This is a genomic window from Pseudomonas sp. Irchel s3h9, from assembly GCF_900187475.1.
Classification (GTDB): Bacteria; Pseudomonadota; Gammaproteobacteria; order Pseudomonadales; family Pseudomonadaceae; genus Aquipseudomonas; species Aquipseudomonas neuropathica.
Genome location: NZ_FYDH01000015.1, coordinates 157,930 through 180,136 on the forward strand (window position 1 = coordinate 157,930; position 22,207 = coordinate 180,136).

At 59.6% G+C, this 22,207-nt stretch carries 20 protein-coding genes; 16 read left to right on the forward strand and 4 right to left on the reverse strand.

What is annotated here, in order from left to right:
- Nucleotides 1–66: 66 nt before the first annotated feature.
- From CKW26_RS23305 to trpE, 10 genes are all read left to right on the forward strand, one after another.
- Nucleotides 67–2,463, forward strand: coding sequence for a PAS domain S-box protein (locus CKW26_RS23305; RefSeq protein ID WP_095050320.1), 2,397 nt, complete (start codon nt 67–69; stop codon nt 2,461–2,463).
- Between the two features lie 85 nt (nt 2,464–2,548).
- Entirely contained in the window at nt 2,549–3,178 is a 630-nt protein-coding gene (locus CKW26_RS23310) for a response regulator transcription factor (RefSeq protein WP_093441901.1), read from the forward strand.
- Between the two features lie 352 nt (nt 3,179–3,530).
- Nucleotides 3,531–4,655 (forward strand): ABC transporter ATP-binding protein, encoded by a 1,125-nt coding sequence (locus CKW26_RS23315; RefSeq protein WP_095050321.1) that lies wholly within the window; start codon nt 3,531–3,533, stop codon nt 4,653–4,655.
- A 48-nt stretch (nt 4,656–4,703) separates the two neighbouring features.
- Nucleotides 4,704–5,747 carry an ABC transporter substrate-binding protein gene (locus CKW26_RS23320; protein WP_038363355.1) on the forward strand — a complete coding sequence of 348 codons (1,044 nt, stop codon included), beginning with the start codon at nt 4,704–4,706 and terminating at the stop codon, nt 5,745–5,747.
- A 198-nt stretch (nt 5,748–5,945) separates the two neighbouring features.
- A complete protein-coding gene (locus CKW26_RS23325; RefSeq protein ID WP_093441896.1) occupies nt 5,946–7,193 on the forward strand; it encodes an ABC transporter permease in 1,248 nt (415 codons plus the stop codon).
- A 12-nt stretch (nt 7,194–7,205) separates the two neighbouring features.
- Complete coding sequence (locus CKW26_RS23330) at nt 7,206–8,030, forward strand: ABC transporter permease (protein WP_008084123.1); 825 nt, start codon at nt 7,206–7,208, stop codon at nt 8,028–8,030.
- A gap of 391 nt (nt 8,031–8,421) precedes the next feature.
- A complete protein-coding gene (locus CKW26_RS23335; protein ID WP_095050322.1) occupies nt 8,422–9,570 on the forward strand; it encodes an iron-containing alcohol dehydrogenase in 1,149 nt (382 codons plus the stop codon).
- A gap of 114 nt (nt 9,571–9,684) precedes the next feature.
- Nucleotides 9,685–10,359, forward strand: coding sequence for a ribulose-phosphate 3-epimerase (rpe, locus tag CKW26_RS23340; protein WP_007918813.1), 675 nt, complete (start codon nt 9,685–9,687; stop codon nt 10,357–10,359).
- Nucleotides 10,356–11,174, forward strand: a complete 819-nt coding sequence (locus CKW26_RS23345) for a phosphoglycolate phosphatase (protein WP_038363360.1) — start codon at nt 10,356–10,358, stop codon at nt 11,172–11,174. The genes rpe and CKW26_RS23345 overlap by 4 nt, the downstream gene beginning before the upstream one ends.
- Before the next feature lie 71 nt (nt 11,175–11,245).
- The gene (trpE, locus tag CKW26_RS23350; protein ID WP_007918809.1) at nt 11,246–12,727 is read left to right on the forward strand and encodes an anthranilate synthase component I; all 1,482 of its coding nucleotides are present in this window, start codon (nt 11,246–11,248) and stop codon (nt 12,725–12,727) included.
- A 172-nt stretch (nt 12,728–12,899) separates the two neighbouring features.
- On the opposite strand, the gene estP is transcribed toward trpE, so the two are convergent.
- Nucleotides 12,900–14,807 (reverse strand): esterase EstP, encoded by a 1,908-nt coding sequence (estP, locus tag CKW26_RS23355; RefSeq protein ID WP_095050323.1) that lies wholly within the window; start codon nt 14,805–14,807, stop codon nt 12,900–12,902.
- 408 nt (nt 14,808–15,215) lie between these two features.
- On the opposite strand from estP, the gene CKW26_RS23360 reads away from it, so the two are divergent.
- The 4 genes from CKW26_RS23360 (at nt 15,216) to CKW26_RS23375 (ending at nt 18,538) form a co-directional block, all read left to right on the forward strand.
- Nucleotides 15,216–15,809, forward strand: coding sequence for an aminodeoxychorismate/anthranilate synthase component II (locus CKW26_RS23360; protein ID WP_095050324.1), 594 nt, complete (start codon nt 15,216–15,218; stop codon nt 15,807–15,809).
- A gap of 9 nt (nt 15,810–15,818) precedes the next feature.
- Nucleotides 15,819–16,868: an anthranilate phosphoribosyltransferase gene (trpD, locus tag CKW26_RS23365; RefSeq protein WP_095050325.1), complete on the forward strand. Its 1,050-nt coding sequence runs from the start codon at nt 15,819–15,821 to the stop codon at nt 16,866–16,868.
- On the forward strand, nt 16,865–17,701 hold the full coding sequence (gene trpC / locus CKW26_RS23370; protein WP_095050326.1) for an indole-3-glycerol phosphate synthase TrpC: 837 nt from the start codon (nt 16,865–16,867) through the stop codon (nt 17,699–17,701). The genes trpD and trpC overlap by 4 nt, the downstream gene beginning before the upstream one ends.
- Before the next feature lie 135 nt (nt 17,702–17,836).
- Entirely contained in the window at nt 17,837–18,538 is a 702-nt protein-coding gene (locus CKW26_RS23375) for a lipoate--protein ligase family protein (RefSeq protein ID WP_095050327.1), read from the forward strand.
- A gap of 9 nt (nt 18,539–18,547) precedes the next feature.
- Here the strand turns inward: CKW26_RS23375 and crp are convergent, their stop codons facing one another.
- Nucleotides 18,548–19,192 (reverse strand): cAMP-activated global transcriptional regulator CRP, encoded by a 645-nt coding sequence (crp, locus tag CKW26_RS23380; protein WP_008088598.1) that lies wholly within the window; start codon nt 19,190–19,192, stop codon nt 18,548–18,550.
- 237 nt (nt 19,193–19,429) lie between these two features.
- Between crp and CKW26_RS23385 the strand changes: the two genes are divergently transcribed.
- Nucleotides 19,430–19,852, forward strand: coding sequence for an OsmC family protein (locus CKW26_RS23385; protein WP_003228794.1), 423 nt, complete (start codon nt 19,430–19,432; stop codon nt 19,850–19,852).
- A gap of 237 nt (nt 19,853–20,089) precedes the next feature.
- A complete protein-coding gene (gene speD, locus CKW26_RS23390; protein WP_095050328.1) occupies nt 20,090–20,884 on the forward strand; it encodes an adenosylmethionine decarboxylase in 795 nt (264 codons plus the stop codon).
- Nucleotides 20,885–21,004: 120 nt separating this feature from the next.
- On the opposite strand, the gene coq7 is transcribed toward speD, so the two are convergent.
- Both coq7 and CKW26_RS23400 read right to left on the reverse strand, forming a co-directional pair.
- Nucleotides 21,005–21,652 carry a 2-polyprenyl-3-methyl-6-methoxy-1,4-benzoquinone monooxygenase gene (gene coq7 / locus CKW26_RS23395; RefSeq protein WP_008077993.1) on the reverse strand — a complete coding sequence of 216 codons (648 nt, stop codon included), beginning with the start codon at nt 21,650–21,652 and terminating at the stop codon, nt 21,005–21,007.
- Between the two features lie 190 nt (nt 21,653–21,842).
- Nucleotides 21,843–22,181: a histidine triad nucleotide-binding protein gene (locus CKW26_RS23400; RefSeq protein WP_003228789.1), complete on the reverse strand. Its 339-nt coding sequence runs from the start codon at nt 22,179–22,181 to the stop codon at nt 21,843–21,845.
- Nucleotides 22,182–22,207: the final 26 nt, after the last annotated feature.

Here is a 22,207-nt window from a genome sequence, read left to right on the forward strand (position 1 = left end):
TCCAGGCCAGAAAGTATCCCGGCAGCCTAATGGGTTGGTCAGAATTTGTCAGTGTATGAGACTTCAATGAAGCGATTTTGCTGCCTGTGGGTTATCGGCTGTTTGTGGTTTCCCTTGATGGGCTGGGCGGCGCCTGCGCCCCCGGCCCACGTTGCGCAATTGTCGGCGGGCCAGCAGCAATGGCTGGCGCAGCACAATGAACTGCGCGTCGGTCTGGTCCTGCAAGCACCGTATGCGCAATACGACCGGCGTTTGCAGCGGCTGTCCGGGGCTAACGTCGAACTGATGAAGTTGTTGGCCAAGACGCTCAATGTCGAACTGAGCTGGCGTAACTTTCAGGATCTCGCACAACTGGAAACCGCCGTGCGCGAGGGCGAGATCGATATCGCTCCGGGCCTGAGTCAAACCCCGAGTGCGTTGCGTCTGTGGCAGTTTTCCGATCCCTACATGCGCGTGCCGCAACTGGTGGTCAGTGAGCAGAAGGCCAGTGGCGTGGTCGATCTGGAGAAACTCGACAGCCAGGTCCGCGTCGCCGTGCGCATGCCCAGCAGCACCGCGGACTATCTGCGCAGCAACTATCCACACCTGAACCTGCAAGGCGTGCCGCTAGAGCGTCAAGCCTTGCAGTTGCTGTTGACGCAGCAGGCCGCCTACGCCGTGGTCGACGAGGCACAACTCGGGCGGTTGTCGGTAGAGCCGGAGTTCGCCGAACTGGTGGTGGTGGGCGATATCGGCCTGCCGCAACTGCTGCGAGTCGGCTCGCGCCGCGATTGGCCGGAGCTGGCCGGCATTGTGCAAAGTGCTTTGCGCGCGATCCCGGCCAAAGATCTGGAGCAACTGCACAACCAATGGCTGCAACCGAAATACCCGCGACTGTCGGAGTCGCCCGGCTTCTGGCAGAACCTCAGTCTGTTGTTTGCGGTGATCCTGCTCAGTTGTGTCGCGATCGTGCTCTGGCAGCGCCGCCAACAGCACAGCCTTGAGCAGCGATTGCTGGCCGCCCGGGAAGACATCGCCTTGCGCGCAGCCAGCGAAGAAGCGCTGCGGTTGACGCAGTTCTCCATCGATCAAAGCACCGTCGGCATCCTCTGGGTCAATTGGGACAGCCATGTGCGCTACGCCAATCGTGCGGCGGAAAACATGCTCGGTTACCCCTCAGGCGGATTGATCGAGCGTCCCCTGATCGACTTCGAGCCGGGACTGCACATGGATCGCTGGCTCAATCTGTGGAAGCGCGCGCGGGCCAGCGAAGAAGGGCCGCTGAGTTTCGAAACCAGTTGCGTGCGCGCCGATGGCAGTGTTTTGCCTGCGGACGTGTCGCTGAGTTTCCTGCGCTTTCGCGACAGCGAATACCTGGTGGTTTACCTCACGGATGTCACCGAGCGCCGCCGTGCACTGGCGGCGTTGCAGGAAAGCGAGGCGCGTCTGCAAGGCATTGCGGCGAATGTGCCGGGGCTGGTGTTCCGTCTGGAGCGGGCGCCAGTGACCGGGCAGATCGACTTTGCCTACATCAGCGAGGGCAGCGAAAGTCTGGTCGGTTATGCCCCGGCCACCATTGCCCATCGCGACATGGGCCTGCGCAGCCTGGTGCATCCCGAAGATAAGGCGAGTTATCACCGCACTCAGGATCAGGCGCTGGACACCGACAGTGACTGGTCATGGCAAGGCCGGATCCTCACGCGTCAGGGCGAGCAGCGCTGGGCCGAGATCAAAGCGATCACTCGCCAACTGGAGGACGGCGCGTACGTGTGGGACGGCATCGTCTGGGACATCAGCGAGAGCAAGCGTATCGAGCTGGAACTGGCGGCCTCCCGCGAGCAACTGCGCGAACTGTCGGCGCACCTTGAAAGCGTGCGTGAAGAAGAGAAGGCGCGAATTGCCCGCGAGGTTCACGATGAGTTGGGGCAGATGTTGACGGTGCTGAAACTGGAAACATCGATGTGCGAACTGGCCTACGCGCAACTCGATCCCGGTCTGAACGAACGGTTGAACAGCATGAAGCGCCTGATCGCGCAGTTATTTCAATTGGTGCGTGATGTGGCGACGGCGCTGCGACCACCGATTCTCGATGCCGGGATTGCGTCGGCAATCGAGTGGCAGGCGCGGCGGTTCGAGGCGCGTACGCAGATTCCATGCCTGGTGCAGGTGCCGGACAATCTGCCGGCGCTCAGTGATGCCAAGGCGATTGGCCTGTTCCGGATCCTGCAGGAGGCGCTGACCAATGTGATGCGCCATGCCCAGGCGCATACTGTGGAACTGACGCTGGCGCTGGAAGGCGACGAATTGTGTCTGACGGTCGCCGATGATGGCGTAGGATTCGTCGCTGCTGCCGGTCGGCCGACTTCGTTTGGGCTGGTGGGCATGCGTGAGCGGGTGCTGATCATGGGCGGGCGGCTGACGCTGGAAAGTGAGCCGGGGGAGGGCACCAGTCTGGTGGTGCGGGTGCCGGTGAGTGAGGTTTGAAGGTTTGTGGTGTTTGGGCTGACGCTATCGCGAGCAGGCTCGCTCCCACAGGGATTGGTGTGTACCTGAAATCTGGAGAAAAGATTTGATCCGAGTACTGGTAGCCGAAGACCACACCATTGTCCGCGAAGGCATCAAGCAATTGATTGGCCTGGCCAAGGATCTGCAAGTGGTGGGCGAGGCGAGCAATGGTGAGCAACTGCTCGAAACCCTGCGCAATGTGCCGTGCGAAGTGGTGCTGCTCGACATCTCCATGCCCGGCGTCAATGGCCTCGAAGCGATCCCGCGCATCCGTGCTCTGAACAATCCGCCAGCGATTCTGGTGCTGTCGATGCATGACGAAGCGCAGATGGCTGCTCGGGCGCTGAAGGTTGGCGCTGCCGGGTATGCGACCAAGGACAGTGATCCGGCGTTGTTGCTCACCGCCATTCGCAAGGTCGCGGCCGGTGGGCGTTACATTGATCCGGATCTGGCGGATCGCATGGTCTTCGAAGTCGGCCTGACCGATGCGCGGCCGCTGCATTCGTTGCTGTCGGAGCGCGAATTCTCGGTGTTCGAGCGCCTGGCCCAAGGCGCCAACGTCAACGACATCGCCCAGCAACTGGCCCTGAGCAGCAAAACCATCAGCACCCACAAGGCGCGTTTGATGCAGAAACTCAATATCACCTCGCTGGCCGAACTGGTCAAATACGCGATGGAACACAAACTCCTCTAAAGATCACCGCGATCAAAACTGTAGGAGTGAGCCTGCTCGCGATAGCGGTGGATCATTCACTGCTGTGGTGGCTGATCCACCGCTATCGCGAGCAGGCTCACTCCTACAGGGGATCTCCATAGCGCCAGAAATTTTGAGCATATCTGTTAGCGACACGCGCTTTTGCTTGTTCTTGCAGCTTGCAGCTCAACCCTCGCCACTGCCTTATCCATTAGCGCCATCCTTGTAGGGCAATCCCTACCCCCAACCTTCCATCCGGCTGAGGCGATTCTCTCCTGCGCCCCGATTTGCGTGGCTGTCAGCAACCACTAGGCTTAATCCACAAGCAGTCATCAACAACAAAGGTGTGGGTATGAGCCAGGTCGAAACAAACGCAGGGGCCAGTGATGTGCTGGTCAGCTTTCGTGGAGTGCAGAAGAGCTACGACGGCGAGAACCTGATCGTCAAAGACCTCAACCTGGACATCCGCAAAGGCGAGTTTCTCACCCTGCTCGGGCCGTCCGGTTCCGGCAAGACCACCAGCCTGATGATGCTCGCCGGTTTCGAAACACCGACCGCTGGCGAGATTCTGCTGGCCGGGCGCTCGATCAACAACGTGCCGCCGCACAAGCGCGACATCGGCATGGTGTTCCAGAACTACGCGCTGTTCCCGCACATGACCGTTGCGGAAAACCTCGCGTTTCCACTGACCGTCCGTGGCCTGAACAAAAGCGATGTCAGTGACCGCGTGAAAAAAGTCCTCAGCATGGTTCAGCTCGACGCGTTCGCCTCGCGCTACCCGGCGCAGCTGTCCGGTGGTCAGCAGCAGCGTGTGGCGCTGGCCCGCGCGCTGGTGTTCGAACCGCAACTGGTGCTGATGGACGAACCCCTCGGCGCCCTCGACAAACAACTGCGTGAACACATGCAGATGGAAATCAAACACCTGCACCAGCGCCTCGGCGTGACCGTGGTTTACGTGACCCACGATCAGGGTGAAGCGCTGACCATGTCTGACCGCGTCGCGGTGTTCCATCAAGGCGAAATCCAGCAGATCGCCCCACCGCGCACGCTTTACGAAGAGCCGAAAAACACCTTTGTCGCCAACTTTATCGGCGAGAACAACCGCCTCAACGGTCGCCTGCTCAGCCAGAGCGGTGAGCGCTGCGTGGTCGAGTTGGGCCGTGGCGAAAAGGTCGAGGCGTTGGCGGTCAATGTCGGCCAGACCGGCGAACCGGTAACCCTGTCGATCCGTCCGGAGCGCGTCAGCCTCAACGGTTCGAGCGATCAATGCGTTAACCGCTTCTCAGGGAGGGTGGCGGAATTCATCTATCTGGGCGACCACGTCCGGGTGCGCCTGGAAGTCTGTGGCAAGACCGACTTCTTCGTGAAACAGCCGATTGCCGAGCTCGATCCTGCGCTCGCGGTCGGTGACGTGGTTCCGCTTGGCTGGCAGGTCGAGCACGTACGCGCACTCGATCCACTTCTAGAGGCGCATTAATCGCCCCGGCAATACCAACACCAACCCTGCACGTGGAGAGAACAATAAATGTTGAGATCCCTGAAGTTCACCGCCCTGACCCTGGGCCTGATGGGTGCGGCCAGCGCAATGGCCGCTGGCCCGGATTTGACCGTGGTGTCGTTTGGCGGGGCGAACAAGGCGGCGCAAGTCAAAGCCTTCTATGCACCGTGGGAAGCGGCGGGCAACGGCAAGATCGTCGCCGGCGAATACAACGGTGAAATGGCCAAGGTCAAAGCCATGGTCGACACCAAGAGCGTGTCGTGGGATCTGGTCGAAGTTGAATCGCCAGAGCTGTCCCGTGGCTGCGACGAAGACATGTTCGAACAACTCGACCCGGCACTGTTCGGCAAGACTGAAGACTACGTCAAAGGCGCGATTCAGCCATGCGGCGTGGGCTTCTTCGTGTGGTCGACCGTACTGGCTTACAACGCCGACAAGCTGAAAACCGCACCGACCAGTTGGGCGGATTTCTGGGACACCAAGAAATTCCCGGGCAAGCGTGGCCTGCGCAAAGGCGCCAAGTACACCCTCGAATTCGCGCTGATGGCCGACGGTGTGGCGCCGAAAGACGTCTACAAAGAGCTGGCGAGCAAGGGTGGCCAGGATCGTGCGTTCAAGAAGCTTGATGAGCTGAAGCCAAGCATCCAATGGTGGGAAGCGGGCGCACAACCGCCGCAATACCTCGCTTCCGGTGACGTAGTGATGAGTTCGGCCTACAACGGTCGCATCGCGGCGGTGCAGAAAGAATCCAACCTGAAAGTGGTGTGGAACGGCGGCATCTACGACTTCGACGCGTGGGCCATCCCGAAAGGTCTGGACGCCAAGCGCGCCGAAGCGGCGAAGAAATTCATCGCCTTCTCGGTACAGCCGCAGCAGCAGAAAACCTACTCGGAAAACATCGCCTACGGCCCGGCCAACACCCAGGCTGTGCCTCTGCTGGCCAAGGACGTCCTGAAAGACATGCCGACCACCCCGGAAAACATCGCCAACCAGGTGCAGATCGACGTCAGCTTCTGGGCTGACAACGGCGAGCAACTGGAGCAGCGCTTCAATTCCTGGGCTGCGAAGTAACCCGAGCATACGGACCGAGGGCTTTCCGGATGATCGTTCCCACGCTCTGCGTGGGAATGCCGCCCGGGATGCTCCGCGTCCCTGTGACGCAGAGCGTCACTGGATGCGTTACCACGCAGAGCGTGGGAACGATCAGTACCCAAAGTTCGAGGTAGCGTTCGCCACCTCTGTAACGATCAAAGATTTGCGGAGTACGTCATGGCCATCGCCGTTCCCCTGAACGAGGGCACCAGCCCCACCTTGAAGCAGAAGCTCAAGCGCGCCGAGCGGGTCAACCGCTGGAAGGCTCAAGCGCTGATTGCGCCGCTGGTGCTGTTTCTGTTGCTGGTGTTTCTGGTGCCGATCGTGGCGCTGCTCTACAAAAGCGTCGGCAACCCCGAAGTGGTCGGCGGCATGCCGCGCACCGTGGCGGCCATCGCCAGTTGGGACGGCCGTGGCCTGCCCGCTGAACCGGTCTACAAAGCCGCTGGCGAAGACCTCGCCGAAGCACGTAAAAACCAGACGCTGGGCGATTTGTCCAAGCGCTTGAACATGGAGTTGGCCGGCTATCGCAGCCTGCTGACCAAAACCGCCCGGGCGCTGCCGTTCGCCAGCGAACCGGCCTCCTATAAAGAAGCACTGGAAGGCCTCGACGAGCGTTGGGGCGACCCGGCCTACTGGCAAGCGGTCAAACGCAACACCAGCAGCATCACGCCTTACTACTTGCTGGCAGCGGTCGATCACCGTATCGACGACCTCGGCGAAATCGCCCCGGCCACCCCGGATCAGGCGATCTACCTCGACATCTTCGCCCGCACCTTCTGGATGGGTCTGGTCATCACCGTGATCTGCCTACTGCTGGCTTATCCACTGGCGTACCTGCTGGCCAACCTGCCGTCGCGGCAAAGCAACCTGCTGATGATCCTCGTGCTGCTGCCGTTCTGGACATCGATCCTGGTGCGCGTCGCCGCGTGGATCGTACTGCTGCAATCGGGCGGTCTGATCAACAGTGGGCTGATGGCCATGGGCATCATCGATAAACCGCTGGAACTGGTGTTCAACCGCACCGGCGTGTACATCTCGATGGTGCACATTCTGCTGCCGTTCATGATCCTGCCGATCTACAGCGTGATGAAAGGCATCTCGCCGACCTACATGCGCGCGGCGATTTCCCTCGGCTGCCACCCGTTCGCCAGTTTCTGGCGGGTGTACTTCCCGCAGACCTACGCCGGTGTTGGCGCCGGTTGCCTGTTGGTGTTCATCCTCGCTATCGGCTACTACATCACCCCGGCGCTGCTCGGCAGCCCGAACGATCAAATGGTCAGCTACTTCGTCGCTTTCTACACCAACACCAGCATCAACTGGGGCATGGCCACCGCGCTGGGCGGGCTGTTGCTGCTGGCGACCGTGGTGCTTTATCTGATTTACAGCTGGCTGGTCGGCGCCAGTCGCCTGCGCCTGAGCTAAGGGGAATTCGAAATGCTGAGTCCTTACATGTCGCCCATTGAACGGGTGTGGTTCTACAGCCTGCGGATCCTCTGCGGCCTGATTCTGTTGTTCCTGATTCTGCCGGTGCTGGTGATTATTCCGCTGTCATTTAACTCGGGGAGTTTTCTGGTCTATCCGCTGCAGGGTTTCTCGCTGCAGTGGTACCACGACTTCTTCGCCTCGGCGGAATGGATGCGCGCACTGAAGAACAGCATCATTGTTGCCCCAGCGGCGACGGTGCTGGCGATGATATTCGGTACGCTGGCGGCGATTGGTCTGACTCGCGGTGACTTCCCCGGCAAAGCGCTGGTGATGGCGCTGGTGATTTCGCCGATGGTGGTGCCGGTGGTGATCATCGGCGTGGCGAGTTATCTGTTCTTCGCGCCGTTGGGTTTGGGTAACAGCTTTTTCTCGCTGATTGTGGTGCATGCGGTGTTGGGTGTGCCGTTTGTGATCATCACCGTGTCGGCGACATTGCAGGGGTTTAACCACAACCTGGTGCGGGCGGCGGCGAGTCTCGGTGCATCGCCACTGACGGCGTTCCGCCGGGTGACCTTGCCGCTGATTGCGCCGGGGGTGATTTCCGGGGCGTTGTTTGCGTTTGCGACTTCGTTTGATGAGGTGGTGGTGACGTTGTTTCTCGCCGGGCCTGAGCAGGCGACGTTGCCTCGGCAGATGTTTAGCGGGATTCGTGAGAACCTGAGTCCGACGATTGCCGCTGCTGCCACGTTGCTGATCGCCTTCTCCGTCATTTTGCTGCTGACCCTGGAATGGCTGCGCGGGCGTAGCGAAAAACTGCGTACGGCTCAGGTTTAAGGGCCAGGTCAAAAGCCACCCCCTCACCCCAACCCTCTCCCCCATGGGGGCGAGGGGGAAGGGAGCAAATCTTCATGTTTTTCAAAACCTGAATCCGACTTGGTATCGCACGTCGGTGTATCTCCTCCATGCACCTCGGTCAGTCTTTTTACCTTCTGGGGAGAAGGGAGCAGATCGTTGTGCTTTTCAAAATCCGAGTTCGACTAGGTATCGCACGTCGGTGTACCTCTTACATTCACCTCGGTCAGTCCCCTCTCCCTTTGGGAGAGGGCTAGGGTGAGGGGCTCTTGCTCTTGCGCTCGATAGGTCATTCACCACCTGAATAGCAGACAACCCCAAATCCCCAGCTAATCTTGTGCCCAGCTCCCACATCTATAAGAGGCTGCGCACGATGAGTCTGTCCCAGTTCAAAATCGCTCATAAACTGATCACCGGCGCCGCCGCCATCGAACAACTGGCCGCTGAGCTCACGCGTCTGGACATCGACAATCCACTGATCGTCACCGACGCCGCGCTGGTCAAGTCCGGCACCGTCGAGCTAGCGTTGGTGCAACTCGGTGGGCGCGACTACGAAATATTCGACCGTGTGCTGCCAGACCCGGAAATTGCCATCGTCGAAGACTGCATGCGTGTCTACCGCGAAGGCGGGCATGACGGTTTGATCGGTCTAGGTGGCGGCAGCGCCATCGACATCGCCAAGAGTGTCGCTGCCTACGCTGGATATCACGGCGCGCTGGAAGATCTGTTCGGTGTTGACCAGGTACCACGCAAAGGTCCGCCGCTGATCGCGATTCCGACCACCGCTGGCACCGGCTCCGAAGTGACCAACGTCGCGATTCTCTCGGACAAAGTCGCACAGTTGAAGAAAGGCATCGTCAGCGACTTTCTATTGCCGGACGTGGCGCTGGTCAGCCCGCAGATGACCCTGACCTGCCCACGCAGTGTCACCGCCGCCAGTGGCATCGACGCGCTGGTGCACGCCATCGAGTCCTATCTGTCGGTGAATGCCTCGCCGATCACCGACTCTCTGGCCCTTGGCGCCATCAAGCTGATCGCCAAAGCGCTGCCCAAGGCCTACGCCAATGGCGCCAACCTGCAGGCCCGCGAAGACATGGCCACCGCCAGCCTGATGGCCGGCATGGCGTTCGGCAACGCCGGGGTCGGCGCGGTGCATGCGCTGGCGTATCCGCTGGGCGGGCGCTTCAACATCGCTCATGGCGTGAGCAATGCGTTGCTGCTGCCGTATGTCATGACCTGGAACAAGATGGCCTGCGTCGAACGCATGCAGGATATTGCCGAAGCCATGGGGGTGAAGACCGCTCATTTGAGTGCAGCCGAAGCGGCAGACAAAGCTGTGCAAGCGATGACCGATTTGTGCGCGGCCGTGGAAATCCCGGCCGGGCTGCGTAGTTTCGGCGTGCCGGAAGAGGCGATCCCGGCGATGGCCGTGGAAGCCGCGGGCATTGAGCGGCTGATGCGCAATAACCCGCGCAAACTCAGTGCTGTCGATATCGAGAAGATCTACCGCGCGGCGTATTGAGTCAGCGCCGGTCATCCGTCATGGCATAACCCAATCATCGCGGTCACGGTGCGCGCTTGGAAACTTGAGGTATACAATGCGCGCCATCGTGATTTAGCTCAGAAAAGGTGCGTCATGCAGCCCTTCGTAATTGCTCCGTCGATTCTCTCCGCCGACTTCGCCCGCCTCGGCGAGGAAGTAGACAACGTTCTCGCCGCTGGCGCCGACTTCGTCCACTTTGACGTCATGGACAACCACTACGTGCCAAACCTGACCATCGGTCCGATGGTCTGCGCGGCATTGCGCAAGTACGGCGTTACCGCGCCGATCGACGCGCATCTGATGGTCAGCCCGGTGGATCGCATTGTCGGCGACTTCATCGAAGCCGGCGCCACCTACATCACCTTCCACCCGGAAGCCACGCTGCACGTTGATCGTTCGCTGCAACTGATCCGCGAAGGTGGCTGCAAATCCGGTCTGGTATTCAACCCGGCGACCCCGCTGGATGTGCTCAAGTACGTGATCGACAAGGTCGACATGGTCTTGCTGATGAGCGTCAACCCGGGCTTCGGCGGGCAGAAGTTCATTCCTGGCACCCTCGATAAACTGCGCGAAGCGCGGGCGATCATCGATGCCTCGGGCCGTGACATCCGCTTGGAAATCGATGGCGGCGTCAACGTCAACAACATCCGCGAAATCGCCGCTGCTGGCGCTGACACCTTTGTTGCCGGCTCGGCAATCTTCAATGCGCCGAACTATCAGGAAGTCATCGACAAGATGCGTTCCGAACTGGCGCTGGCGCGCCCATGAGCGGTTTTGAGCAGCTGTTCCCGGGAAAACTGCCACGGCTGGTGATGTTCGATCTGGATGGCACACTGATCGACTCGGTTCCGGACCTGGCAGCCGCCGTGGACACCATGCTGCTCTCCCTCGGCCGTCAACCGGCGGGCATCGATTCGGTGCGCGAGTGGGTTGGCAACGGCGCGCCAGTACTGGTGCGCCGTGCGTTGGCCGGTGGTATCGATCATTCGGCGGTGGATGACGTCGAAGCCGAGCACGCGCTGGAAGTGTTCATGCAAGCCTACGGCGCCAGCCATGAGCTGACCGTGGTCTATCCCGGCGTGCGCGACACTCTCAAGTGGCTGCACAAGCAAGGCGTGGCCATGGCGCTGATTACCAACAAACCGGAGCGTTTCGTCGCGCCGCTGCTGGATCAGATGAAGATCGGCCGCTACTTCAAGTGGATCATCGGTGGCGATACCCTGCCGCAGAAAAAGCCTGATCCGGCAGCGCTGTTCTTTGTGATGAAAATGGCCAACATCCCGGCCTCGCAATCGCTCTTCGTCGGCGACTCGCGCAGCGATGTGCTGGCGGCGAAAGCGGCGGGGGTCAAATGCGTGGCGCTGAGCTATGGCTACAACCACGGTCGACCGATTGCCGAAGAATCACCGGCGCTGGTCATCGACGATCTGCGCAAGCTAATTCCCGGTTGCCTAGGTTCGGCCGCTGAGATAACGTTGCCCGACGCTGCTCAATCCCATTCTGGAAACGCCATCGTGGTGGTCACTCGCAAACTCTGGATGAAAGTCATCAAGGCCCTGGCCCGCTGGCGTTGGCGCGCCTGACTTGTTCCTGGCCGGCCTGCCGGCGCGTTTGCATACCTGACTGATTTGCCCCTCACACCACGAGGCACCTTATGATCCGCGAAGAATTCCTGCGCTTGGCCGCTGACGGCTACAACCGCATTCCGTTGGCCTGCGAAACCCTGGCCGACTTCGACACGCCGCTGTCGATCTACCTGAAACTGGCCGACCAGCCCAACTCCTACCTGCTCGAATCGGTGCAGGGTGGCGAGAAATGGGGCCGTTATTCGATCATCGGCCTGCCGTGCCGCACTGTGCTGCGCGTTCACGACCATCACGTGAGCATCACCGTTGATGGCGTCGAGACCGAAAGCCACGATGTTGAAGATCCGTTGGCCTTCGTCGAAACCTTCAAGGCGCGCTACAACGTGCCGACCATCGCCGGTCTGCCGCGCTTCAACGGTGGTCTGGTCGGTTACTTCGGTTACGACTGCGTGCGTTATGTCGAGAAGCGCCTGGGCAAGTGCCCGAACCCGGATCCACTTGGCGTGCCAGACATTCTGCTGATGGTTTCCGACGCCGTCGTGGTGTTCGACAACCTCGCCGGCAAGATGCACGCGATCGTGCTCGCCGACCCTGCGCAGGCGGATGCCTTCGAACAAGGTCAGGCGCAACTGCAGGCATTGTTGGAAAAGCTCCGTCAGCCGATCACCCCGCGCCGTGGCCTGGACTTCAGCAAGCAGCAATCGGCTGATCCGGTGTTCCGTTCGAGTTTTACTCAAGACGATTACGAAAAAGCCGTCGACACCATCAAGGAGTACATCCTTGCCGGTGACTGCATGCAGGTCGTGCCGTCGCAGCGCATGTCGATCGACTTCAAGGCTGCGCCGATCGATCTGTACCGCGCTTTGCGTTGCTTCAACCCGACGCCGTACATGTACTTCTTCAACTTCGGCGACTTCCACGTCGTTGGCAGTTCGCCGGAAGTGCTGGTGCGGGTCGAAGACAACCTGATCACCGTGCGCCCGATTGCCGGCACGCGCCCACGTGGCGCCACGGAAGAAGCGGATGTGGCGCTGGAAGAGGACTTGCTGTCGGACGACAAGGAGATCGCCGAGCACTTGATGCTGATCGATCTGGGTCGCAACGACACCGGGCGCGTGTCGGAAATCGGCTCGGTGAAGCTCACCGAGAAAATGGTTATCGAGCGCTATTCCAACGTGATGCACATCGTCTCCAACGTCACCGGCCAGTTGAAAGCCGGGCTGACGGCGATGGATGCACTTCGAGCGATTCTGCCGGCAGGCACCTTGTCGGGCGCGCCGAAGATTCGCGCGATGGAAATCATCGACGAACTGGAGCCGGTCAAGCGTGGAGTGTATGGCGGCGCGGTGGGTTACTTCGCCTGGAACGGCAACATGGACACCGCGATTGCGATTCGTACGGCGGTGATCAAGAACGGCGAACTGCACGTGCAGGCTGGTGGCGGTATCGTCGCCGACTCGGTGCCGGCACTGGAATGGGAAGAAACCCTGAACAAACGCCGCGCGATGTTCCGCGCCGTGGCCCTGGCCGAGCAAACCCCGGAAGCCTGAACTCACGCAAAACCCCCTGTAGGAGTGAACCTGTTCGCGATAGCGGATTAACATTCAACGGATATGTTGTTTGAACCACCGTAATCGCGAGCAGGCTCACTCCTACATTTGATCTGTGTTCGGTCATAAAAAAGCGGCGCCTGTGAGAGCGCCGCTTTTTTTTGCCTGCGATTTAGAAGTCCAGAACGACCCCGACGTTAACGCCCTGCTGGGTAAAGTCATCATCCTTACGCAGCGAGTAGCCGCCACGCAGCGCCAGATCCGCCGTGAGTTTGTGGCTGACGCCCAGGCTCAAACGGTTCAAATGACTCTGCGGCGTGTAGCCCTCAAGTTTGAAGTCATTCGCCGGCAAGGTGTTGAGCGCGATGTTGACCTTCTGCACGTCGTCTTCGTACTCACGCTCGTGAGCGTACTCGCCGAATACCTGGGTTTGCGGGGTGATGTTGTACTTGCCCTGCAAGCCCAGCCCCAGGCGTTTCGAGTCACGAGTCTGATCATCGAAAGTCAGCGCCGTGGCGCGGTTGCCCTTCTCTGAGTAGCCGTCGACATCGACGCTGGCGTAGTCGGCGCTGACGAATGGCGACAGGTGCCACTCGCTGCCCGGTTGGGCAATGTCGTAACCGACGCGGGCGCTGAAGGCCCAGAGGCTGCCGTCGGTGTCGCCTTTTTCAGCACCTTCGCTGACGCCCAGATCAAATTTGCGCTTGAGGTTGTCGTAGTCGAGTTTGCCACCGGTCAACGCCGCGTCAGCCCACCAGCGGTTCTGCTGGTACTGGGCAAATGCAGTGGCCATGTAGCTGTTGAGTTTGTAATCCGAGTCGTTGTGACCGGCCTCCAGATTCTGCCGGTAGAAACCTCCTGCCACACCGACACGCCAGGCTTCATTCAAGCGGTAGCTGCCGCCGACGTTAAGGTTGTAACCGCTGCCATCGGCGCTGGCGCCGCTGCTTTGGCTGTCGACATCAAGATGTTGGCCGCCCGCCGAAACAATGGCGCGCCATTGACCTACCGCTTGCCAGTTCTCCCAGTCCGCCTGCCATTGATTGCGCAGTTCATCCTGATGCGCACGCACGGTGGCGTGGGCCATTTCCGGTAGCAGCGTCAGCTCCCACGGCGCGGCGAGCAGGGAATAAGCGTAATCGGAGATCAGCTTTTGCCCGGCCTCGGTCGGGTGCACGCCGTCGTTGTAGATCAGCTTGGTCGGATCGGGCGTTGCACTGTTGATCCCGTATCGCGCGTTCTCGGTGCAACCGCTGCCACTGAAGCAGGTCGCGGTCAGGTTCTGGTCGGTCGCGAGGCCAAAGCGCCCAGGATCGGCAAACACTTCCGACAACAGGACCGGAATGTTCAGCGGAATGATTTCGGCGTTGATGCCTTGCAGGCGCGTGACCAACTGGCTGTTGAACTGAGTGGCGAGCTGGCTGCTGAAAGCTTGCAGCGGTGTACCGTTGATCGCTGGCGTCAGGCCAACATCAGGCAACAGCCAGACCATCACGTATTTGGCGCCGGCGGTTTGCAGGGTTTGCACGCTGTCGGCCAGTCGATCGGCGGCGGCGTTGGCTTGCGGCAGGCTGAGAATGCGACCTTGCAGGAAGTCGTTACCGCCGCCGGAAATGTAATACAGCGCCTTCGGGTCGGCGCGGAAGCCGTTCGATGGCAGGTAACCGGCGCGGGTGCGTTCGCCGGTAGCGGATTGCGTCGTGATCGAGTCGAGGATCTGGTCGGTGCGATAACCGCCGACCGCCCAGTTGTTACCGTCCGGCTGGCCGTTTTCGGCGCGCACGGCGGAGCTGGAGGAGGCTGTCTGGTCTGGCGAAAAGCCAAGGCGTCCGCCGAGCAACTGCGTGGAATTCAATGAATACAGTTCACCGCTGCCATCTTGATACACCGGCCCGGTCCGGTTGGTGTAACGCTCGGTGGAGCCGGCCGGTCCGCCAGTGTCGGTGAAGGTGCCTGCGTCGTTGAGGCTGTCGCCAAACACAATGAAACTGGAATAAGGATTGGGTGCAGCATTGGCCTGAGCGCAGGCCAGTGCGAGCAGGCAGCCGGCCAGCGGTACAAACAACGTCTGTTTGATCATGAGCAAGTCCGTTTAGTTATTGTTGTAGGTGAACGAAACGACAGTACCAAAAACTCCCGGCGTTTTGCCATCGGTCGCGAATCCTCCCCCGGTTTTATCTGCCGCAGCCCCGGCCATATTGCACGCTCCGCCCAGCTAAGTTACTGTGCCGGAACGTATGAACGAGACCTTCCCCGTGTTGATCACCAGCAAACTTCTGGATCAAGTCATCAAGGCACACGCCCGCTGGCGTTGGCGCGCCTGAATCTTTTCTGCCGGCCCCGCCGGATCTGTATCGCTTTGCCTTCCTTGCCTGTTTGAAATGCCGCTGTGCCGACGCATCTATCTGCGTCCGACATCGTGCAGCGCCCTGCGGGCAAGTGATCTGAAGGCTGTTTTCAAATCAGAATTCAAGAGGTTCGACACGCCATGTTGCTGATGATCGACAACTACGACTCCTTTACTTACAACGTTGTGCAATACCTCGGCGAGCTGGGTGCCGAAGTCAAAGTGGTGCGCAACGATGAGCTGACCATCGCTGAAATCGAAGCCCTCAAGCCTGAGCGCATTGTGGTTTCCCCCGGTCCTTGCACGCCGACTGAAGCCGGCATCTCCATCGAAGCCATCAAACACTTCGCCGGCAAGCTGCCGATCCTCGGTGTCTGCCTTGGCCATCAGTCCATCGGCCAGGCGTTTGGCGGTGACGTGGTGCGCGCCCGCCAAGTGATGCACGGTAAGACTAGTCCGGTATTCCACGAGGACAAGGGCGTTTTCGCCGGCCTCAATCATCCGCTGACCGTCACCCGTTACCACTCGCTGATCGTCAAGCACGACACGTTGCCCGATTGCCTGGAACTGACCGCATGGACCCAGCACGATGACGGTTCGGTCGACGAAATCATGGGCCTGCGTCACAAGACCCTGAACATTGAGGGCGTACAGTTTCACCCCGAGTCGATCCTGACCGAGCAGGGCCATGAACTGTTTGCCAACTTCCTCAAACAAACCGGCGGCACGCGCTAAGGACTTCCCATGAATATCAAGACAGCCCTGAGCCGTATCGTCGATCACCTCGACCTCAGCACCGATGAAATGCGCGACGTGATGCGCGAAATCATGACCGGCCAATGCACCGACGCGCAGATCGGCGCGTTCATGATGGCCATGCGCATGAAGAGCGAGAGCATCGACGAAATCGTCGGCGCCGTGTCGGTGATGCGTGAGCTGGCCGATCAAGTTGAACTGAAAACCCTCGACGGCGTGGTCGATGTGGTCGGCACCGGCGGTGACGGCGCGAACATCTTCAACGTATCCACCGCCTCTTCGTTTGTCGTAGCGGCAGCCGGTTGCACCGTGGCCAAGCACGGCAACCGCGCGGTATCGGGCAAGAGCGGCAGCGCCGACTTGCTGGAAGCCGCCGGCATCTATCTGAACCTGACGCCGGTGCAAGTCGCGCGTTGCATCGACAACGTCGGCATCGGTTTCATGTTTGCCCAGACCCACCACAAAGCCATGAAGTACGCCGCCGGCCCGCGCCGCGATCTTGGCTTGCGTACGCTGTTCAACATGCTCGGCCCGCTTACGAATCCGGCCGGTGTGAAACATCAGGTGGTGGGCGTGTTCACTCAGGCATTGTGCCGGCCATTGGCCGAAGTCTTGCAGCGCCTGGGCAGCAAGCATGTACTGGTGGTGCATTCGAAAGACGGCCTGGACGAGTTCAGTCTTGCCGCGCCGACTTTTGTTGCCGAGTTGAAGAACAACGAAATCACCGAGTATTGGGTCGAGCCGGAAGATCTCGGCATGAAGAGCCAGAGCCTGCACGGTCTGTCGGTCGAAGGCCCGGAGGCGTCGCTGGCGCTGATCCGTGATGCTCTCGGCAAGCGCAAAACCGAAAACGGCCAGAAAGCCGCCGAAATGATTGTGCTCAATGCCGGTGCGGCGCTGTATGCCGCTGACGTGGCGAGTAGTTTGAAACAGGGTGTGGAGCTTGCGCACGACGCCCTGCACACCGGCCTCGCTCGGGAAAAACTCGAGGAGCTGGGTGCCTTTACCGCGGTATTCAAAGTGGAGAATGAGGGATGAGTGTACCGACGGTTCTGGAAAACATTCTGGCCCGCAAGGTTCAGGAAGTCGCCGAGCGTAGCGCCCGTGTGAGCCTGAGTGAGCTGGAAAGTCTGGCCAAGGCGGCCGATGCACCCCGTGGTTTTGCCCAGGCGTTGCTGGCGCAAGCCAAGAAGAAGCAGCCCGCGGTCATTGCCGAAATCAAAAAGGCCTCGCCGAGCAAAGGTGTTATCCGCGAGAACTTCATTCCGGCCGACATCGCCAAAAGCTACGAGAAGGGCGGGGCGACCTGTCTGTCCGTGCTGACCGACATCGATTACTTCCAGGGCGCCGATGCTTATCTGCAACAGGCCCGGGCCGCGTGCAAACTGCCGGTGATTCGCAAGGACTTCATGATCGATCCTTACCAGATCGTCGAAGCCCGCGCGCTGGGTGCTGACTGTGTGCTGCTGATCGTCTCCGCACTGGATGACGTGAAAATGGCCGAGCTGGCCGCTGTCGCCAAAAGCGTCGGTCTCGATGTGTTGGTCGAAGTGCACGATGGCGATGAGCTGGAGCGTGCGTTGAAAACCCTCGACACGCCGCTGGTCGGGGTCAACAACCGTAACCTGCACACCTTCGACGTCAGCCTGGAAACCACCCTCGACCTGCTGCCGCGCATTCCGCGCGATCGCCTGGTGATTACCGAGAGCGGTATTCTCAATCGTGCCGATGTCGAGTTGATGGAAATCAGCGAAGTGTATTCGTTCCTGGTGGGTGAAGCGTTCATGCGTGCGGAGAATCCGGGCACTGAACTGCAGCGACTGTTCTTCCCGGAGCGTGGCACTTCCATCAGCGGTTCGACCCTCGACTGATTCGCTCTAGACCGAGTCGAGACCATCGCGAGCAGGCTCACTCCCCCAGGGGAAATGCATTCCAATGTGGGAGCGAGCTTGCTAGCGAAGGGTCCATCGAAACCGCTAATGATTTCCATGTTGCCGGAGCCTGTTATGTCGCTGCCAACCTCCCTGACCATCGAAGCCGGTCTGCAAGCCGAACAAGACTTGCTGGCCTCGGTCTGCGCCGGCGACGCAGAATTCGGCCTTCTATTCTGGCAACCCAGCGATCGTGCGTTGGTCATGCCTCGCCGCCTCAATCGCCTCGCCGCGTTCGACCACGCCTGCGAAGTCTCAGCCGCCGCTGGCTGGCCCGTCCTGCTACGCGAAACCGGTGGCGAACCCGTCCCGCAATCAGCGGCGACGATCAACATCGCCCTGGTCTATGCGCCACCACGCAGCGAAGGCGACCTGAACCGCATCGAAACCGGCTACCACCGTCTCTGCGATCCGATCTGTCAGTTGCTGGATGAATTGGGCGGCACATCATCGTTGGGCGAAATCGATGGCGCGTTCTGCGACGGCCGCTTCAACGTCAATCTCGACGGCCGCAAAATGGTCGGCACCGCCCAGCGCTGGCGCCAGAGCCAGGGCGGCCAGCGTCCGGTCGGTCTGGTGCACGGGGCGATGCTGATGGATAACGAGCGCGAATCGATGGTCGCCGCGGTCAATCGCTTCAATGAAGTGTGCGGCCTGGAGCAACGCGTGCGGGCTGAAAGCCACATCGGCCTGCATGAGAAATTCAACGCGCCACATGCCTTGGCGCGTCTCGATGAGCTGTTTCGATTGATGCTGGCGCAGATCTACAGCGCCTGACTTTCGGGCTTAGCGCGTACCGAAGACCACCATGGTCTTGCCTTTCACATCGACCAGGTTGCGTTCCTCAAGATCCTTGAGCACGCGACCGACCATCTCCCGCGAACAACCGACAATCCGGCCGATTTCCTGACGGGTCACCTTGATCTGCATGCCGTCCGGGTGGGTCATCGCATCCGGTTGTTTGCACAGTTCCAGCAGGCAACGCGCGACTCGACCGGTTACATCGAAGAACGCCAGATCGCCGACCTTGCGCGTGGTGTTGCGCAGACGTTGTGCGATTTGTCCGCTGAGTACGTAAAGAATGTCCGGATCCTGCTGCGACAATTCGCGGAACTTGGCGTAGCTGATTTCCGCTGTTTCGCATTCAACTTTGGCCCGCACCCAGGCGCTGCGTTCCTGTTCCTGTCCCGCTTGCTCGAACAGGCCCAGTTCACCAAAGAAATCCCCGGCGTTGAGGTAAGCGATGATCATCTCCCGACCGTCGTCATCCTCGATCAGGATCGTCACAGAACCCTTGATGATGAAGTACAGCGTGTCCGAGCGATCGCCCGCACAGATGATGTTGCTCTTGGCCGCATGGCGACGGCGCTGGCAATGCATCAACAGCTTGTCGAGATTCTTGATTTTGGGTGTGGGGGTAATAGCAACCATGGTTGTATCCCGAAAAGACTGCACGGTGATGTTTGATTTTTTATGAGGCGCTGAAGGCGGTCGCTACACGGGCTGACATGGGCGCCAGCGAATTGGCGCCAGCTTAACAGACACTTCGTCGCAAATTCGAGAAATTACCTACAGCGTGGAGGCATCCTGTCCTAGGAACGTTGCTCGCTGTCCGGGCAAAGCCCTGTGCTAAGCTGGCGACCCTTTTTTTACAGTGGAGTCTGGGCGATGAAGGCACGCATCCAATGGGCTGGCGAAGCCATGTTCCTCGGCGAATCCGGTAGCGGTCATGTCGTGGTGATGGACGGTCCGCCGGACGCTGGTGGTCGTAATCTGGGTGTTCGTCCCATGGAAATGCTTCTGCTGGGTGTCGGCGGTTGCAGCAACTTCGACGTGGTCAGCATCCTGAAGAAGTCCCGTCAGGCCGTTGAAAGCTGCGAGGCCTTTCTCGAGGCCGAGCGCGCGACCGAAGATCCGAAGGTGTTCACCAAGATTCACATGCATTTCGTGGTCAAGGGCCGTGGCTTGAAAGAAGCCCAGGTCAAGCGCGCCATCGAACTATCCGCCGAAAAGTACTGCTCCGCTTCGATCATGCTTGGCGCGGCTGGCGTGGCGATCACTCACGACTACGAAATCGTCGAACTCGGTTGAACCGACATTCAACTATCATAAAAGCAGTGCAGACTCTGGCGATCCCCCGCTGACGTCTGCATAATGCGCCACTTTTTTCAGGGCAGTGATCGGTCAGCCGACGGATCAGCCGCCTGAACAGATAACCAAAATCGCCATCGCGAAGAGGTGTTAACCGTCCTACGCAGGTGCGTTGTTCGCACTTGACGGGCATGCTTGATCACGCGGCCGGGCCGCATACATAGAGAGTTTTTAACGGTGAAAAGCAAACTCAAGCTCCACGGGTTCAATAACCTGACAAAGACCTTGAGCTTCAACATCTATGACATCTGCTACGCGGAAACCCCGCAAGACCAGCAGGCTTACGTTGAGTACATCAATCAAGAGTACAACGCGAAACGCCTGACGCAGATTCTCACAGAAGTTGTCGAGATCATTGGTGCCAACATCCTGAACATTGCCAGTCAGGACTATGAACCTCAGGGCGCCAGCGTCACGATTCTGATTTCTGAAGAGCCGGTAACCCCGACTGAAAGCCAGATTGAAGAGTCGCCGGGCCCGTTGCCCGAAATTATCCTGGCCCACCTCGACAAGAGTCACATCACGGTGCACACCTACCCGGAAATTCATCCGGACGACGGTATTGCAACTTTCCGTGTGGACATCGACGTGTCGACTTGTGGTGTCATTTCACCGCTTAAAGCGCTCAATTTCCTCATTCACCAGTTCGATTCGGACATAGTGACTGTGGATTATCGTGTGCGCGGCTTCACCCGTGACGTTGAAGGCAACAAGCACTTCATCGACCACGAGATCAACTCGATCCAGAACTACCTCTCTGAAGACACCCGCGACGCGTACCAGATGACCGACGTGAACGTGTATCAGGAAAACCTGTTCCACACCAAAATGCTGCTGAAGAACTTCGAACTGGACAACTACCTGTTCGGCGACGCCACCAGCAATCTGTCCCTCGAGCAGCGTGCTCAGGTGACCGATCGGGTGAAACACGAAATGCTCGAAATCTTCTACGCGCGCAACATGCCGACTTAAGATTCCCGGGCACAAAAAAAAGGCGACTGTCTCAGGACAGTCGCCTTTTTTATTGCTGGAACAAAGCACCCTGTGGGAGCGAGCCTGCTCGCGATAAGGCCTTCAGCACCCACACAGATCTCAGATCCGATAAGTACTCTTGGTCATCACCTTCGCCAGAATACTCATCCCGAACTTCACCGGCGCCGGAAACCGAAAACCCCCAGCCTCCAGCGCACTTTCCGCATGATGTTCTTCATCTATGCGCATCTGCTCCAGAATCGCCCGGGATTTCTCGTCCTCAGCCGGCAACTGCTCCAGGTGTTCGTTCAAGTGCTTGCACACCTGATGCTCGGTCGCCGCGACGAATCCAAGGCTGACCTTGTCGCTGATCAACCCGGCCACCGCACCAATACCGAACGACATCCCGTAAAACAGCGGATTTAAAACGCTGGTATGGCTGCCCAACTGATGAATACGTTGTTCGCACCAGACCAGATGATCAATCTCTTCTTCGGCGGCGTGCTCCATGGCCTCGCGCACCTGAGGCAGCTTGGCGGTCAGCGCCTGTCCCTGATAGAGCGCCTGGGCGCAGACTTCACCGGTATGGTTGATGCGCATCAGGCCGGCAACGTGGCGGGTGTCTTCGTCGCTCATTTGCGTGTCCGGCTGCAAAATCGCCGGCGACGGACGGTACGGTTGGCCACTGAAGGGCAGCAGGGTACGCATTGCGGCATCGGCTTGCAGCAGAAGACGGTCAATTGGCGAGTAGTGACGTTGGGTAGTCATGCTGACCTCCGGGAAGAATCTCGACGGCCAGTTTAACCGAATCGGCCGGGGAAGGTTTGCGCTGGGTCATTTGCTGCGCGGTCATGCTTTTTTGTGGGAGCGATGCTGCTCGCGAAGGCGTGGTGTCAGGCACTGGTATATTGAACGTGCCGACGTCTTCGCGAGCAGGCTCGCTCCCGCAGGGGGCTTTTTAGCCCGGTGGCCAGTTCATCTGACGCTGACCGAGTACGTGCATATGAATGTGGTAGACGGTCTGCCCACCTTTCTCATTGCAGTTCATCACTACGCGGAAACCTTCTTCGCAACCCAGTTCCAGTGCCAGACGCTGCGCAGTGAACAGGATGTGCCCGGCCAATGCCTTGTCATCTTCGGTCAGGTCATTGAGGGTGCGCACCGGTTTTTTCGGGATCACCAGGAAATGCACCGGTGCCTGAGGGGCGATGTCATGGAAGGCCAAAACCTGGTCGTCTTCGTAAATGATCTTGGCCGGGATTTCCCGGTTGATGATCTTGGTGAACAGAGTATCCACTGCTGTTTTCTCCGCTGTTTGGGCTG

Excerpts from the sequence above, each read along its gene's own strand:
- CKW26_RS23305 (WP_095050320.1), top strand. The coding sequence starts at position 67 with ATGAAGCGATTTTGCTGCCTGTGGGTTATCGGCTGTTTGTGGTTTCCC.
- CKW26_RS23315 (WP_095050321.1), top strand. The coding sequence starts at position 3,531 with ATGAGCCAGGTCGAAACAAACGCAGGGGCCAGTGATGTGCTGGTCAGC.
- CKW26_RS23320 (WP_038363355.1), top strand. The coding sequence starts at position 4,704 with ATGTTGAGATCCCTGAAGTTCACCGCCCTGACCCTGGGCCTGATGGGT.
- CKW26_RS23325 (WP_093441896.1), top strand. The coding sequence starts at position 5,946 with ATGGCCATCGCCGTTCCCCTGAACGAGGGCACCAGCCCCACCTTGAAG.
- CKW26_RS23330 (WP_008084123.1), top strand. The coding sequence starts at position 7,206 with ATGCTGAGTCCTTACATGTCGCCCATTGAACGGGTGTGGTTCTACAGC.
- CKW26_RS23335 (WP_095050322.1), top strand. The coding sequence starts at position 8,422 with ATGAGTCTGTCCCAGTTCAAAATCGCTCATAAACTGATCACCGGCGCC.
- rpe (WP_007918813.1), top strand. The coding sequence starts at position 9,685 with ATGCAGCCCTTCGTAATTGCTCCGTCGATTCTCTCCGCCGACTTCGCC.
- CKW26_RS23345 (WP_038363360.1), top strand. The coding sequence starts at position 10,356 with ATGAGCGGTTTTGAGCAGCTGTTCCCGGGAAAACTGCCACGGCTGGTG.
- trpE (WP_007918809.1), top strand. The coding sequence starts at position 11,246 with ATGATCCGCGAAGAATTCCTGCGCTTGGCCGCTGACGGCTACAACCGC.
- estP (WP_095050323.1), bottom strand. The coding sequence starts at position 14,807 with ATGATCAAACAGACGTTGTTTGTACCGCTGGCCGGCTGCCTGCTCGCA.
- CKW26_RS23360 (WP_095050324.1), top strand. The coding sequence starts at position 15,216 with ATGTTGCTGATGATCGACAACTACGACTCCTTTACTTACAACGTTGTG.
- trpD (WP_095050325.1), top strand. The coding sequence starts at position 15,819 with ATGAATATCAAGACAGCCCTGAGCCGTATCGTCGATCACCTCGACCTC.
- trpC (WP_095050326.1), top strand. The coding sequence starts at position 16,865 with ATGAGTGTACCGACGGTTCTGGAAAACATTCTGGCCCGCAAGGTTCAG.
- CKW26_RS23375 (WP_095050327.1), top strand. The coding sequence starts at position 17,837 with ATGTCGCTGCCAACCTCCCTGACCATCGAAGCCGGTCTGCAAGCCGAA.
- crp (WP_008088598.1), bottom strand. The coding sequence starts at position 19,192 with ATGGTTGCTATTACCCCCACACCCAAAATCAAGAATCTCGACAAGCTG.
- CKW26_RS23385 (WP_003228794.1), top strand. The coding sequence starts at position 19,430 with ATGAAGGCACGCATCCAATGGGCTGGCGAAGCCATGTTCCTCGGCGAA.
- coq7 (WP_008077993.1), bottom strand. The coding sequence starts at position 21,652 with ATGACTACCCAACGTCACTACTCGCCAATTGACCGTCTTCTGCTGCAA.